Source organism: Arsukibacterium sp., from assembly GCF_041616895.1.
In the GTDB taxonomy this organism is placed as follows: Bacteria; Pseudomonadota; Gammaproteobacteria; order Enterobacterales; family Alteromonadaceae; genus Alishewanella.
In genome coordinates this window covers 1-14,103 of sequence record NZ_JBFJPY010000087.1, presented here as the reverse complement: position 1 = coordinate 14,103, position 14,103 = coordinate 1, and the positions used below count along the sequence as shown (strand labels likewise).

Annotated in this window: 14 protein-coding genes; 5 read left to right on the top strand and 9 right to left on the bottom strand. The window is 47.4% G+C overall.

What is annotated here, in order from left to right; genetic code table 11:
* The 4 genes from gyrB to dnaA form a co-directional block, all read right to left on the bottom strand.
* Positions 1-1,743 (bottom strand): DNA topoisomerase (ATP-hydrolyzing) subunit B (gene gyrB, locus ABY802_RS13270; RefSeq protein WP_372627616.1); only part of this gene is annotated, 1,743 nt, incomplete at its 3' end.
* Positions 1,727-2,845, bottom strand: coding sequence for a DNA replication/repair protein RecF (recF, locus tag ABY802_RS13265; RefSeq protein ID WP_372627615.1), 1,119 nt, complete (start codon positions 2,843-2,845; stop codon positions 1,727-1,729). The genes recF and gyrB, both read right to left, overlap by 17 nt.
* Positions 2,846-2,848: 3 nt before the next feature.
* Positions 2,849-3,952 carry a DNA polymerase III subunit beta gene (gene dnaN / locus ABY802_RS13260; RefSeq protein WP_372627614.1) on the bottom strand — a complete coding sequence of 368 codons (1,104 nt, stop codon included), beginning with the start codon at positions 3,950-3,952 and terminating at the stop codon, positions 2,849-2,851.
* 37 nt (positions 3,953-3,989) lie between these two features.
* On the bottom strand, positions 3,990-5,369 hold the full coding sequence (gene dnaA / locus ABY802_RS13255) for a chromosomal replication initiator protein DnaA (protein WP_372627613.1): 1,380 nt from the start codon (positions 5,367-5,369) through the stop codon (positions 3,990-3,992).
* Between the two features lie 440 nt (positions 5,370-5,809).
* Between dnaA and rpmH the strand changes: the two genes are divergently transcribed.
* From rpmH to mnmE, 5 genes are all read left to right on the top strand, one after another.
* On the top strand, positions 5,810-5,947 hold the full coding sequence (gene rpmH, locus ABY802_RS13250; protein ID WP_083923053.1) for a 50S ribosomal protein L34: 138 nt from the start codon (positions 5,810-5,812) through the stop codon (positions 5,945-5,947).
* Positions 5,948-5,965: 18 nt separating this feature from the next.
* Positions 5,966-6,334, top strand: coding sequence for a ribonuclease P protein component (gene rnpA, locus ABY802_RS13245; protein ID WP_372627612.1), 369 nt, complete (start codon positions 5,966-5,968; stop codon positions 6,332-6,334).
* On the top strand, positions 6,289-6,552 hold the full coding sequence (gene yidD, locus ABY802_RS13240) for a membrane protein insertion efficiency factor YidD (protein WP_372627611.1): 264 nt from the start codon (positions 6,289-6,291) through the stop codon (positions 6,550-6,552). The genes rnpA and yidD overlap by 46 nt, the downstream gene beginning before the upstream one ends.
* 3 nt (positions 6,553-6,555) lie before the next feature.
* On the top strand, positions 6,556-8,220 hold the full coding sequence (gene yidC / locus ABY802_RS13235; RefSeq protein WP_372627610.1) for a membrane protein insertase YidC: 1,665 nt from the start codon (positions 6,556-6,558) through the stop codon (positions 8,218-8,220).
* Between the two features lie 184 nt (positions 8,221-8,404).
* Positions 8,405-9,778 (top strand): tRNA uridine-5-carboxymethylaminomethyl(34) synthesis GTPase MnmE, encoded by a 1,374-nt coding sequence (mnmE, locus tag ABY802_RS13230; protein WP_372627609.1) that lies wholly within the window; start codon positions 8,405-8,407, stop codon positions 9,776-9,778.
* Here the strand turns inward: mnmE and ABY802_RS13225 are convergent, their stop codons facing one another.
* From ABY802_RS13225 to ABY802_RS13205, 5 genes are all read right to left on the bottom strand, one after another.
* A complete protein-coding gene (locus tag ABY802_RS13225; protein WP_372627608.1) occupies positions 9,779-10,942 on the bottom strand; it encodes a YbfB/YjiJ family MFS transporter in 1,164 nt (387 codons plus the stop codon). It lies immediately after the preceding gene.
* A gap of 132 nt (positions 10,943-11,074) precedes the next feature.
* On the bottom strand, positions 11,075-11,566 hold the full coding sequence (locus ABY802_RS13220) for a YbhB/YbcL family Raf kinase inhibitor-like protein (RefSeq protein ID WP_372627607.1): 492 nt from the start codon (positions 11,564-11,566) through the stop codon (positions 11,075-11,077).
* Positions 11,567-11,588: 22 nt separating this feature from the next.
* A complete protein-coding gene (gene trxC / locus ABY802_RS13215) occupies positions 11,589-12,014 on the bottom strand; it encodes a thioredoxin TrxC (protein WP_372627606.1) in 426 nt (141 codons plus the stop codon).
* 66 nt (positions 12,015-12,080) lie between these two features.
* Entirely contained in the window at positions 12,081-12,569 is a 489-nt protein-coding gene (locus ABY802_RS13210; RefSeq protein WP_372627605.1) for a DUF6702 family protein, read from the bottom strand.
* On the bottom strand, positions 12,569-14,103 hold a 1,535-nt coding region (locus ABY802_RS13205; protein ID WP_372627604.1), incomplete at its 5' end, for a M1 family aminopeptidase. The genes ABY802_RS13210 and ABY802_RS13205, both read right to left, overlap by 1 nt.

Genomic DNA, 14,103 nt, shown 5'->3' with positions numbered 1-14,103 from the left:
AAGGTGTTCGCCACCAATACCCGGCGCATCAGCATTAACATGCAGGGTTGCTTCATCCAGCGCCAAAGTCGTTAAGTGCTCAACCAATGACGGCTCGTCCTTAATGTACTGCTCTTGCTTGCCTTTTTTCACTTTAAACAAAGGTGGCTGCGCAATATAGATATAGCCACGTTCAATTAACTCAGGCATTTGCCGGTAGAAAAAGGTCAGCAATAACGTTCGGATGTGCGAACCGTCAACGTCGGCATCGGTCATTAATACGATACTGTGGTAACGGGTTTTATCAGGGTTATATTCCTCGCGGCCTATACCACAACCTAAAGCGGTTATTAAGGTTCCGACTTCTTGCGATGAAAGCATTTTGTCAAAGCGGGCTTTCTCAACGTTTAAGATTTTACCTTTCAGCGGTAATATTGCCTGATTTTTGCGGTTGCGGCCCTGCTTGGCAGACCCGCCCGCAGAGTCACCCTCTACAATGTACAGTTCTGAGAAAGCCGGGTCTTTTTCCTGGCAGTCTGCCAATTTTCCTGGCAAGCCGGCAATGTCTAAAGCGCCTTTGCGCCGGGTCATTTCCCGCGCTTTGCGCGCTGCATCACGGGCTCTGGCAGCGTCCACAATTTTACCAACGATGATTTTGGCATCGCCAGGGTTTTCTAACAGGTATTCGTTTAACTTCTCGCCCATCACGCCTTCAACGGCGGAGCGGACTTCACTTGATACCAGTTTATCTTTGGTTTGTGAGCTGAACTTTGGATCCGGCACTTTAACACTGACTACGGCCGTTAAACCTTCGCGCGCATCGTCACCTGACGCCTGCACTTTCATTTTTTTGGCGTAACCTTCGTGTTCAATATAGTTGTTTAACACCCGGGTTAATGCGCCACGAAAACCGGCTAAGTGAGCGCCGCCATCACGCTGTGGAATATTATTGGTAAAACAAAACACGTTTTCCTGATAACTGTCGTTCCACTGCATGGCCACTTCCACTGAAATACCATCTTCACGCTGATCTGAAAAATAAAACGCTTTCGGGTGGACGCTGGTTTTGCTACGGTTTAAATACTGCACAAAAGCTTCAATACCACCTTCATATTTAAAGTGGTCTTTCTTGTCATTACGCTCGTCAGTCAGAATAATGCTGACCCCAGAGTTCAGGAATGATAATTCACGTAAGCGTTTTGCCAGAATATCGTAGTGATAGTCGATATCGCTAAATACAGTTGGGCTGGGCCAGAAACGAATAGCGGTACCGGTGTCTTCTGTTTCACCAATGACTGCCAGCGGTGCCTGGGGCACCCCTAAATGATAAATCTGGTTATGGACCTGACCTTTCCGACGAATAGTAAGTTCTAATTTGTCGGACAACGCATTAACCACGGAAATACCCACGCCGTGCAAACCGCCTGAAACTTTATAAGAGTTTTCGTCAAATTTACCACCGGCGTGCAGCACGGTCATTATAACTTCAGCAGCTGACACACCTTCTTCGTGCATTTCGGTAGGTACACCGCGACCATTATCGCGAACGGACACCGAACCATCGCTGTGAATCGTTACCCAGATATCAGTGCAATAGCCAGCGAGCGTTTCATCGATTGAGTTATCGACTACCTCGAACACCATATGGTGTAAACCGGTACCGTCGTCGGTATCACCGATGTACATGCCGGGTCTTTTACGAACGGCATCCAGTCCTTTTAATACTTTAATACTTGAGGAATCGTAATTATGTTGTTCGGCCATCTTCGTCTGTCCGTGCTGTTATCTGACCGTGTTCCACGTGAAACATTTTGCTACGCTCGGCAGCAATATAAGGTGAAACCTGATCAGCATTAATTGCAGTAATAAATACCTGTGAATTAATCTGGGTTAAATACTCAAAAACAAGTTGGGTCGAACTGGCATCCAGTTCAGACGCCAAATCATCAATTAGTAACAGTGGCTGCTTATTACCACTATTACTAATAACATTGTTTTGGGCGATTTTAAGTGCAAATAATAACACTTTTAGTTGACCACGGGATAATACTTCTTCCACTGGCAACTGAGCTTTTTTTAATTTTAAATCGGCTTTTTGTGGACCATACTGACTAAAGCCCTGTCGGCAATCTTGATCAAAATTATGTTGCAATAAATCTAACAACGCTTTTTCACTATCTATTCTTTCTGGCCAACCGCTTTGCAACTGCATGCTGACATTAGCTAACAATGGATTCGCTGCGACTAACTGTCTATACGCCTCACTTAACTGATCGACGTAATGCTGTCGATGAGCGTGAAGCTGCCAGGCCAGGTTAGCAAATTGCTGATCCCAGTATGCGAATTCATCGTCGTAGCGACGGCGCTGTTTTAATAAAGCATTGCGTTGTTTTAGCACCCGACTAAACTGCAACCATATGGGGAAAAAGTCGTGTTCCACGTGGAACACCCCCATATCAAAAAATTGGCGACGCTCTTTCGGGCCACCAAAGAACAGGCGGAAGCTATCAGGGGTAAGTAATTGTACCGGCAATAAGCTGGCAAACTCCGCCAACCTTTGTACATTAGCACCATTAAGACGAAGTACCAGTTCAGAAGAACGGTTTCGTTGCAAACCAAGGCTGTAACCTTGCTGGTTATTGCTCACTTTAGCATGCAGGGTAAACTGTTCGCCGTCATCTTTGATCAGCCGTTGATGAGCCCGACTGCGGAATGATCTGCCATGCGCCAGATAATAAATGGCTTCAAGCAAACTGGTTTTGCCGCTGCCATTTTCACCGTAGATAAGATTAAACTCAGAGTGGGCGGTAAAAGCCAGCGCTGCGATATTGCGAAACTGGCTAAGTTGCAACGACAATAACGCCATTACTTATAATCGCATTGGCATAACGACGTAACTGGCGCCTTCGTTACCAACACCCTCAATCAGGGTACTGGAATTGGCATCATTTAAATGCAAAATAACCAGATCGGTGTTAAGGGTGTTCAGCACATCCAGCATATAGCCAACGTTAAAACCAATCTCCAGTGGATCGCCCTGATACTCAACCTCAATGACTTCTTCGGCTTGCTCATGCTCAGGGTTATTCGCCATGATTTGCAGCTCATCGTTACTTAAGGTAAAGCGAACACCCCGATACTTTTCGTTAGATAAAATAGACGCTCTGGTACAAGCGTCTTTTATTACCGGCCGATGCGCGGTAACTAACTTGGTGCTATTGCGTGGCAACACCCGACGGTAATCAGGGAACCGACCATCGATAAGCTTACTGCTAAAGGTAAAACCCTGATCAGACAACCGGATGTGATTCTGGCCGAGACTTAACTGGATAATCTGATCGTCATTGGCCAGTAAACGCATAATTTCCAATACGCCCTTGCGGGGGATAATAATTTGCTTTTGCTGCAAATTAACTCCAGGCAACGCCAGTTTACTTAGTGCCAGCCGGTGGCCATCCGTACCCACTGCAGTCAGGCTACCGTTATCAACTTCAAACAACAAGCCATTTAAATAGTAACGTACATCTTGGTTGGCCATGGAAAAGGCAGTGTCATCCAATAACTTACGCAGTTGCTGACGACTGATACTGATATCCACTTCGCCCTGCCAACTTTCCAGATTAGGGTATTCTGCCGCACTAAGCGTAGACAACGTGAACTTGGTTTTACCACAGGTTAAGATACAGCTCTCGGCTTGCAGTACTACTTTAATATCACTGTTTTCCGGCAAGCTGCGACAAATATCCAGCAATTTTTTAGCCGGCACGGTAACCCGGCCAACCTGCTGCACCTGCACCGCATCAGTCGTGGCCACCAATTCAACTTCTAAATCAGTGCCGGTAAGCGCTAGCTGATGCTCGCTTACTTCTATTAATACATTGGATAAAATAGGTAAGGTGTGGCGCCGTTCGATGGCACCCGATACCATTTGCAGTGGCTTGAGTAAGGCGTCTCTGTTGATCACAAATTGCATAGCTTAACCTTGTTTAGGATGACCCTGTTAAAACCGGTTATGAAGATAACGTGCGAATGAGGTTTTGAAAATCCTCTTTAATTTCGTGGGTTTCTTCTTTTAAAGATTCAATTTTGCGACAGGCATGTAATACCGTGGTATGGTCGCGGCCACCGAACGCATCACCAATTTCTGGCAAGCTGTGGTTAGTTAATTCTTTTGACAATGCCATGGCCATTTGTCGCGGCCGCGCAACAGAGCGCGAACGCCGTTTAGATAATAAATCGGCAACCCGGATCTTATAATACTCGGCCACCGTTTTCTGAATGTTTTCAATAGTAACCAGTTTATCTTGCAACGCCAGTAAATCACGTAATGCTTCACGCACGAAATCAATAGTAATAGGCCGGCCGGTGAAATTAGCGTTAGCAATAACCCGGTTTAGCGCCCCTTCTAATTCCCGCACGTTGGAACGCAGGCGCTTTGCCACAAAAAAGGCGACCTCTTCTGGTAAACGGATTTGATTCTCCTGCGCCTTACGCATCAGAATCGCCACCCGGGTTTCCAACTCGGGTGGCTCAATGGCAATGGTCAGTCCCCAACCAAAGCGGGACTTTAAGCGGTCTTCCACCCCGTCAATTTCTTTCGGGTAACGGTCGCTGGTTAAAATAATTTGCTGATTGCCTTCAAGCAAGGCATTAAAGGTATGGAAAAACTCTTCTTGTGATCGCTCTTTATTGGCAAAAAACTGAATATCATCGATAAGCAGCGCATCTACCGAACGGTAATACCGCTTAAACTCTTCTATGGCATTGTTTTGTAAAGCTTTAACCATATCCTGTACAAAGCGTTCAGAGTGCATATAAATGACCTTGGCATCAGGCTTCTTCGCTAGAATACCGTTACCGACCGCATGTAACAAATGCGTTTTACCCAGTCCGGTGCCGCCGTAGATAAACAACGGGTTATAAGCGGTACCGGGGTTATCAGCAACCTGACTGGCAGCGGCTCGTGCCAACTGGTTTGATTTACCTTCAACAAAATTAGTAAAGGTATAATTTGCCCTGACGTTGCTACGCACTATGGTTTTCGGAGCGGGCTCAGCGGTTTCACGTGGAGCCGGTATCGGATTGCTAGCCGAGGGCTCTGCTTGCGGTAAATGACTATTGCCAGGAGGCCGCTTGGTTTGTTGCTGACTGTTGCCGACATCAAACTTAAGTCGCGGTGCATCATCGCCACAATAATCCTGGATCAGTTCAAGGATCCGATTTAAATACTTTTCACGTACCCAATCCAGTACAAAGCGGTTTGGCGCATACAGGATCAGCGAATCAGAAGAACTGTCGGCCTGTAATGGCCTGATCCACATACTAAAATGTTGGGCTGGCAGTTCGGATTGCAAAGCCTGTAAACAATTTTGCCAAACAGATTGATACACCGTCTCTCCTGAAGCCCTGATTAAAATGATAAGTTAAGGCTGCTATCCCTACGCAAGTCGGCCATTATCCTATGATCTTATCCACAAGTTCAATGTTGACTTTTCAAAAAAATCTCAACCACGACAATAAATAACACATGTCTTTGTTTTAATGCACTTTAAAAGGCTTATTCTATTTGATAATACCAATCATAAATGGCTGCCGTTTCTGGCTTAAAAAACAAATAACACACATTTTATTCAGTAAGATCAGTGCGGCTGTGGAAAACTTATCAAGTTGGCGATATAAACAACGATCAGATCAGAATAAAAGCAAGGATCGCATTGACTTTAGGCCCCGAAGTACTTAAAATTCGCGCTCATTTTTGTCAGCTGCGTTTTGGTGTATTTGCTAAAACACAGGTAATCTTAGTAAATATTTCGACCGGACGGATGAAATTATGAGTAAAAGAACGTTTCAACCAAGCGTATTAAAACGCAAGCGCAATCACGGTTTCCGTGCACGTATGGCCACTAAGAATGGTCGTCAGGTTTTAGCGCGTCGTCGTGCTAAGGGCCGTCAGCGTTTATCAGCGTAATCGGCTGTTAAGCGCTGCGTGGTCAGCCTGAACTTCGGCCGGGAGTTACGCCTGTTAACTCCCAGTCAATTCGATAATGTATTCCAACACCCTTTTCGGGTTGCGTCTCCCCTGTTTACCATTCTTGCAAAACCAAATCAGCTTACACATCCGCGATTAGGCCTTACTATCGCTAAAAAACGTGTTAAATTGGCCGTGCAACGCAATCGTATAAAACGTTGTGTGCGTGACAGCTTTCGTTTGCATCAACGCCAGTTGCCCGGCGTCGATCTGGTATTAATGGTAAAGGGTGATATCAGTAGCACCCCGAATAGTGAACTATTGCAACAACTGGAACGGCTATGGAGCAAAATCGCTCGCCAGTACATCGCTTTACAATTAAGCTGATGTTAATGCTGGTTCGTGGCTATCAGCGGGTAGTAAGCCCGCTGCTAGGGCCACACTGTCGCTTCCATCCAACTTGTTCACACTATACCATTACTGCTATTGAACGCTTTGGTGCGGTAAAAGGTGCTTGGTTAGCAGGCAAACGCATATTAAAATGTCACCCCTTACATAAGGGCGGTGATGATCCCGTTCCTGATAAGCATAATGAGAAAAGCTAACCCATGGATTCACAACGCAGTTTTTTAGTAATTGCCCTGGCAATCGTCAGTTTTTTCCTCTGGCAGGAATGGCAAAAAGATTATGGCCCAAAGCCTGTTGCAACGCCTGCTGCTGTTGAGCAGTCACAGAATATAACCCCTGGTGGTAACACTACACTCAGCAATGGTGATATCCGGCTGACCGGAGATGATGCGCCAAGTCAGGTAACGACAGTTGCCACACCGTCAGCTCAACTGGTAACAGTAGCCACTGACGTTTTAAATGTTGCAATCGATACCAGCCGTGGCGACATCGTCGGTGTAACGTTACCTGAGTATGATTTAACCAAAGACAGCGATGAGCCTTATGTGCTGATGCGCAAATTGCCGGGCTTTGAGTATACCGCGCAGTCTGGCTTAATAGGTGCAGACGGGCCCGATGATCAAACCAATAGTCGTCAGCCCTATCAGTTTACTAAACAGCAGTATCAACTCTCTGAAAGCAGTGACGAGTTGGTAGTGCCACTGGTGACTAACTTTAATGGTTTACAGATAGAAAAACGGTTTATCTTCAGTCGTGGTAAATATGATGTCCGGGTAGAGTATTCAATTCAAAACCAGACTGACGTCAGCAAACGCATTCAACCTTATCAGCATCTGGTGCAAAATATTGATAACGGTGAAAGCAGCAGCATGATGATGCCGATATACCGTGGTGCAGCCTATGGCACCAGTGAAGAGCGCTACGAGAAATACGACTTTGATGATATGGCCAAGAAAAACCTGGCTATTAATACCGCCGGTGGTTGGGTAGCGATGCTGGAGCACTACTTTGTGGCAGCCTGGGTACCTGATCAGCAGCAGCAAAACCGGCTATACAGTATGGTATCTGGTAGCAAAGGCGTTATTGGTACCCGCAGTGAAGTGATAGAACTACAGCCAGGTGAAAGCACCGTGATTGGCAGCACCTTTTACGCCGGCCCAAAGCAGCAAGACAAGTTGGCGGAACTGGCCAATGGTCTGGACTTAACGGTTGACTACGGCTTCCTGTGGTTTATTTCCCAGCCGCTGTTCTGGTTACTGACCACCATCCAAAGCTTTGTAATTAACTGGGGCGTAGCCATTATTCTGATCACCATCATGGTGAAAGGTGTGATGTACCCGCTAACCAAGATTCAATATGAATCTATGGCCAAGATGCGCAACTTAAAGCCAAAGATCGAAGAACTGCAAGCCCGCTACAAAGACGACCGCCAGAAAATGGGGCCGGCTATGATGGAGCTGTATCGCAAAGAAAAAGTAAACCCGATGGGTGGCTGCTTACCGATGCTGGTACAAATGCCGATATTCTTAGCTTTATACTGGGTATTCGTAGAGAGTGTTGAGCTGCGCCACGCGCCCTTTATGTTGTGGATCACCGATTTATCGACCAAAGATCCGTTCTACATCCTGCCGGTATTATTTGGTATTAGTATGTTTGCTATGCAAAAACTGACGCCGATGCAGGTTACCGATCCGCTGCAACAAAAAATTATGATGTGGATGCCGGTCGCGTTCTCTGTATTCTTTATCTGGTTCCCAAGTGGTTTAGTACTGTACTGGCTGGTGAGTAACCTTATTTCACTGGCTCAGATGCTGTATATCTACAAAGGTATGGAAAAGAAAGGCTTGCATACCAAGAAGGCCTGACAATAAACCACAAGGTGTGAGCTGGGTGTTCCTGCGTAGCAGCGGCAGGGAGGCCGCACAGCCTAAGGCAGCACAGAGATGTGCTGTCGAAGGCGGCGAAGCAGGAATCTCCCAGCTCATACCCTGAGCAATATCAATAGCCTGTCAGCATCACGCGACAGGCTTTTTCCATTAAGAGGCAACTATGTTTAGCACCGACACCATCGCCGCATTAGCCACTGCCCCCGGCCGTGCCGGTGTGGGTATTATTCGTATCTCCGGCCCCGATACCAACGCCGTGGCCAAAGCCATACTGCACAAGCTACCTAAACCGCGCTACGCCGAGTATTTACCTTTCTTTGATAGCGATGCCGCTGTGCTGGATCAGGGCATAGCCCTGTACTTCCCAGGGCCTAATTCGTTTACCGGTGAAGATGTGCTCGAGCTACAAGGCCACGGCGGCCCAGTGCTGCTCGATATGTTATTAAAGCAGGTATTGGCCCAGCCTAATGTGCGTATTGCCCGCCCAGGTGAATTCTCCGAGCGTGCCTTTTTAAATGACAAACTCGACTTAGCCCAGGCCGAAGCTATTGCTGATTTGATTGACGCCAGTAGTGTGCAGGCAGCGCGCTCTGCCATGCAATCACTGCAGGGCGAATTCTCGCGCCGCATTCATGAACTGGTCGAAAAAGTCATTTACCTGCGAATGTACGTCGAAGCGGCAATTGACTTCCCGGACGAAGAGATCGACTTTTTATCCGATGGCAAAGTCGCTACCGACTTAGCGGAGATAATTGATTATCTTGCAACTGTAACTAAGCAAGCGGCACAAGGCAGTATCCTGCGTGAAGGCATGAAAGTCGTGATTGCCGGCCGACCTAATGCCGGTAAATCCAGCTTGTTAAATGCCTTGGCCGGCCGCGAAGCCGCTATTGTTACCGAAATTGCCGGTACTACCCGTGATGTGCTGCGCGAGCATATTCATATTGATGGCATGCCGCTGCATATTATTGATACCGCAGGGTTGCGTGAGGCGACTGATCAGGTAGAACAAATTGGTATTGAACGCGCCTGGCAGGAAATTGCCCAGGCCGATCGGGTACTGTTTATGGTGGATGGCACCACAACAAAGGCTACCGATCCGCATGATATCTGGCCCGACTTTATTGATCGCCTGCCGCAGAACTTAGGAGTGACTGTAATACGCAATAAGGCCGATATTACCGGCGAAACCAATACCACGAGCAGTCCGCATAACAGTAATGATATACCGGTGTATCGAATATCGGCTAAAACTGGCGCCGGTATCGATGCCCTGCGTGAGCATTTAAAACAGTGCATAGGCTTTGACGCCAGTACCGAAGGCAGTTTTCTGGCCCGCCGCCGCCATTTAGATGCACTGGACCGCGCCGCCGAACATCTGGCTATTGGCCAGGAGCAGCTGCACAGCTATATTGCCGGCGAGATTCTGGCAGAAGAACTACGATTAACTCAGCAACACTTAAACGAAATTACCGGTGAGTTCAGCAGCGATGATTTGCTGGGCAGAATTTTCAGCTCATTCTGTATCGGTAAATAGTTAATGGTTAGCATCCAGCTGCTGCGCGGTTTGATCGCTGATAATGAGTGCGGCTATTAACCCTGCACCCAAACCAACCATACCGGCCGCTAACAGTAAACCTGTATCATAGTAACCACTCACTTCTGCCAGATAACCTGTTAAAGCTGGTGCAACAACCTGAGCACTGCCATAAGCTAAGGTCATTTTTCCCATGAGTTTGGCTGGTTTACTGGGGTATAAACGTCCGGCCATAGTAAGCACCAAACTGACTATGCCAATAAAAGTGGCACCAAATAATGCCGCACTAAATAACACCGCGCTAAGCGAGTTAAACCAAAGCGGCAATAAAATGGCCAGCATTTGCACCAGCAACGCCAGGGTAATGGCTTTCAGGTAGCCGGTTTTGCGGGCAATAATGTCCCATAACAGCACCGCCGGTGCCGCGGCTAAACCAAGCACAATAAAGCTCAGGTTGCCGCTGCCGGCCAGGCCAGGCATGCGCTCCACAATCGTCACAATAAAGGTAGCGCTAATCACATAACCGTAACCAGCACAAAAATAACTGGCCAGCATCAGGCGCATAAAGCGTTTTGACGGTGGCGAGTCGGCGGGCACTGTTGTGTGCTGCTTACGGGTAAGTTCAGGACGGGGCAACCATCGCCAGGCTGGAATGGCTAAGCCAACAGCGAGAATGGCAAAGTAGTACCACTGGGCACGCCAATCGAGCCCGTACGTTAGCAACAGCTCTACCAATAGCGCCGACATGGCGATGCCTAAACCCAGGCCGGCAAAGTGAATACCTAACTCAGCACGTTGCTGATGGCTGAGCAGCCAATGCATAATCAAGCCTGAAGCAATCAGCATTGAGCCGGCACTACTTAAGCCTGCCACAAAGCGCCAGCATGCCCACAGGTAAATGTTTTGGGTTAACGCCATACCTAGCGTACTGATAATCGCCAGCAGCAAGCCAAGCCGGTACAGGGAATCCTTTAGCTGCAGATTATTCAGGCTGGCTGCCAACAGCGCACCGGCCATGTATCCCAGATAATTAGTGGCGGCCAGATAACCACCGGTCGCATCATCCAGTTGGGTTTGCTGCTGCATAATGGGCAACAATGGCGTATAGGCAAAGCGCGCTACGCCCAGACAAAGCAACTGACTGAAAAAGCCGGCTAAAAGCACATAAAAGCGTTGAGATGACAGTAACAGAATATTTTATCCGTTGCTTGCAGCTGAACCAGACGCTTAGCTTAGTCCAGAAAAAAAGGCCGCGATATACGGCCTTAGTCGAGTATATCGTTGTTCGAACAGCAACTAGCGGGCGTAGGTCGCTGTTAATGTCGCTTTGCCTAATGCATTGGCATTTAGCATAAAACTGACCACCGCGGCACTAGCATCATCGGGCACTGCCAGGGTTTCTTCTGGTAAGGCCCACACCGTAAACTGGTAACGGTGCATACCATGGCCCTCAGGTGGACACGCGCCGCCAAAATCTTTACTGCCATAGTCATTTCTAAAGCTGCGACAACCGGGGGGCAAACGTCCTTTTCCTGCACCTTTAGCTAACCCGGTAGCATCTGAGGGTATATCAGTTACCAGCCAGTGCCAGAAACCAGAGCTGGTTGGCGCGTCTGGATCAAATACCGTTAGCGCATAACTCTTTGTGCCCTGTGGCGGGTTATGCCACTCGAGCATAGGCGAAACATTGTCACCACCACAACCAAAGCCATCAAACTCATGTGCTTTAGCCATAAAATGGCCTTCTTTGATATCATCGCTGCTGAGGCTAAAAGAATTACTCGTCATTGTCTCTCCTTAATGTAAGTAATTACTTACTATAGTTGGATAACCACTGATAAAAAGCCTGCTTTGGCAAAGCACCCGCTTGCTGAGCCAGCACTTTTCCTTTTTTAAATACCATCAGGGTAGGAATTGAACGAATATTATACTGACCCGCTAATTGCTGTTGCTGTTCAGTATTTATTTTACCAAACCGAAATTGAGGCTCGAGCTCTTGTGCCGCCTGGCTAAATACCGGCGCAAAATTCTGACATGGCCCACACCAGCTGGCCCAAAAGTCGATCACTAAAGGCAGTTCAGATTTATGGGCATGGGCAGCAAAATTAACGCTGGTCAGCTCCAATGGCTGGCCGCTAAACAACACCTGCTTACATTTACCACAGTTTGCCTCAAGCGCAGGTTTATCGGCAGGTAAGCGATTAAGACCATTACAATTCGGGCAGGCGACAATCATTGCGCACTCCAACTAGCATTATTAACCTGTTATATAGCGCCTTAGCAGCCTATTTTAAAGCCCGAATTAAAAACTTACCTGCTGCCACTCGGTTTTACTGTCAAAACTAAGCGTTTTAATCGCGCCTTGCCCTTCAATATTTACGGTATTAGTTTGCGCTGGCCACAGCCCCTGCAACGCATTTTGCTGTATACGCAGGCCGGCAATTTCTACTGGTATAGCTGCTTCCTGATATACCCAGTAAAAGCGGCCATCTAACTGGCCACCTACCAGCGTCAATGGCAGCGGCTCACCTGATAGCCGTGTCATTCTGAAATGGTCACTGACATATCGATTAAACAACTGCTGCGTCTGCTCACTATTGAGTAAATCAGCGTTTTTATCAAATAACTGTTTCACCCCATGCTCAGCATCATGCACGTAAAACCGATGCATCACTTCAATATTGCCGCTGCGAGGATTAAACAGCACTTTACTCAGTGCTGTTTTCAACTCATGTGCCGCCAGCGGGCTGCAAAAACACGCCAGCAGCAACAGCGTACCTGGCAATCGCATTAATTGCCGCCCTGCTCTGCTGACTTATCAGCCTCTGATTTTTTTGCCGGATCTTTCAGCTCTGTTTTGCTGTCTTGCATAATATCGCGACTGACTTTGGCTTTGCTTTTCTCCGACTTATAAGCCTCAATCCTTGATGGCACGATCCGTCGTGGATAAAAGTTATTTTCAATATCGACATCGGCGGTTTCCCATTTCGGATCGACAATTACTTGCTGCAATACTTTATCTTTAGCAGTAACAATCAGTTTATTTACCGCCTTAGGACTACGGCGCCAGATTTCAGCAGGAATATATTGCTGCTCAGAGCTACCATCAGCATAAGTCAGCTGCAGCAAAATAGGCATAACCAGGCCGCCCTTATTGCTAAACTGCAGCACATAGTAATTTTTATCTTCTGCAACGGCCCGCTCGAAAGCCTTGCGCTCCCAGGGCTCCAGTTCGTGAATAAACTTGTTGTAGGCATTTCGCTCTTTATTGGTGACGGTGAAACGATCGTTGTCATCATAAAAATCACGGACATCCGGATTCTGATCGACCCACAGTACTTTATTTTCAGCTTTATTACGCTCAACAAAGAGCGAAACCGGCTTGTCCAGCTCCTGCTGACGCTCACGCTGAAAGTCGATATCCGGATTTTTAGTATCTAAGCGCAGCTGAAATACTTTATCCAGCGCAATATCTACATGGTCAGTGCTGTAAAACCAACCGCGCCAGAACCAGTCCAGATCAACGCCGCTGGCTTCTTCCATGGTACGGAAAAAATCAGCCGGGGTAGGCCGCTTAAACTTCCAGCGAGTGGCATATTCTTTAAAGGCGAAATCAAACAATTCACGGCCCAAAATCACTTCACGCAAAATATTTAACGCTGCAGCTGGCTTGGTGTAAGCATTGGGGCCCAACCGCAGCACACTGTCAGATTGCGTCATAATTGGCACTTGCACATCTGATTTCATGTAATCAACAATGTCACGCGGTTCTACACCCCACGGAATGGTTGGATCCCACTCCCTGCCAGCGACCCCGTCTAAAAAGCTGTTTAATCCTTCATCCATCCAGGTCCATTGCCGTTCGTCAGAGTTAACGATCATCGGAAAATAAATATGGCCAATTTCATGGATAACCACACCGATTAGAAAACGTTTCTCGGCTTGTGAATAGGTGCGACTGCCATCGTCCTGTAATTTGGTACGCGGGCCATTAAAGGTGATCATCGGATATTCCATGCCACCGACCGGGCCATTAACCGATTGCGCCACCGGATACGGATAATCAAATGAGAAACGGGAATACACTTCCATGGTATGCACTACTGCTTCAGTAGAATACTTCTGCCATAACTCGCCGCCCTCTTTAGGATAAAACGACATTGCCATAACAAAGGGTTGTTCGCTCCCACCCTGCAGGTAACCTTTGGCATCCCAGATAAATTTACGTGATGAGGCCCAGGCAAAATCCCGGACATTTTTGGCTTTAAAATGCCAGGTTTTACTGTCGTCGCTGCCCGCTTTTTCGTTTTCCAGAGCTTCCTGTT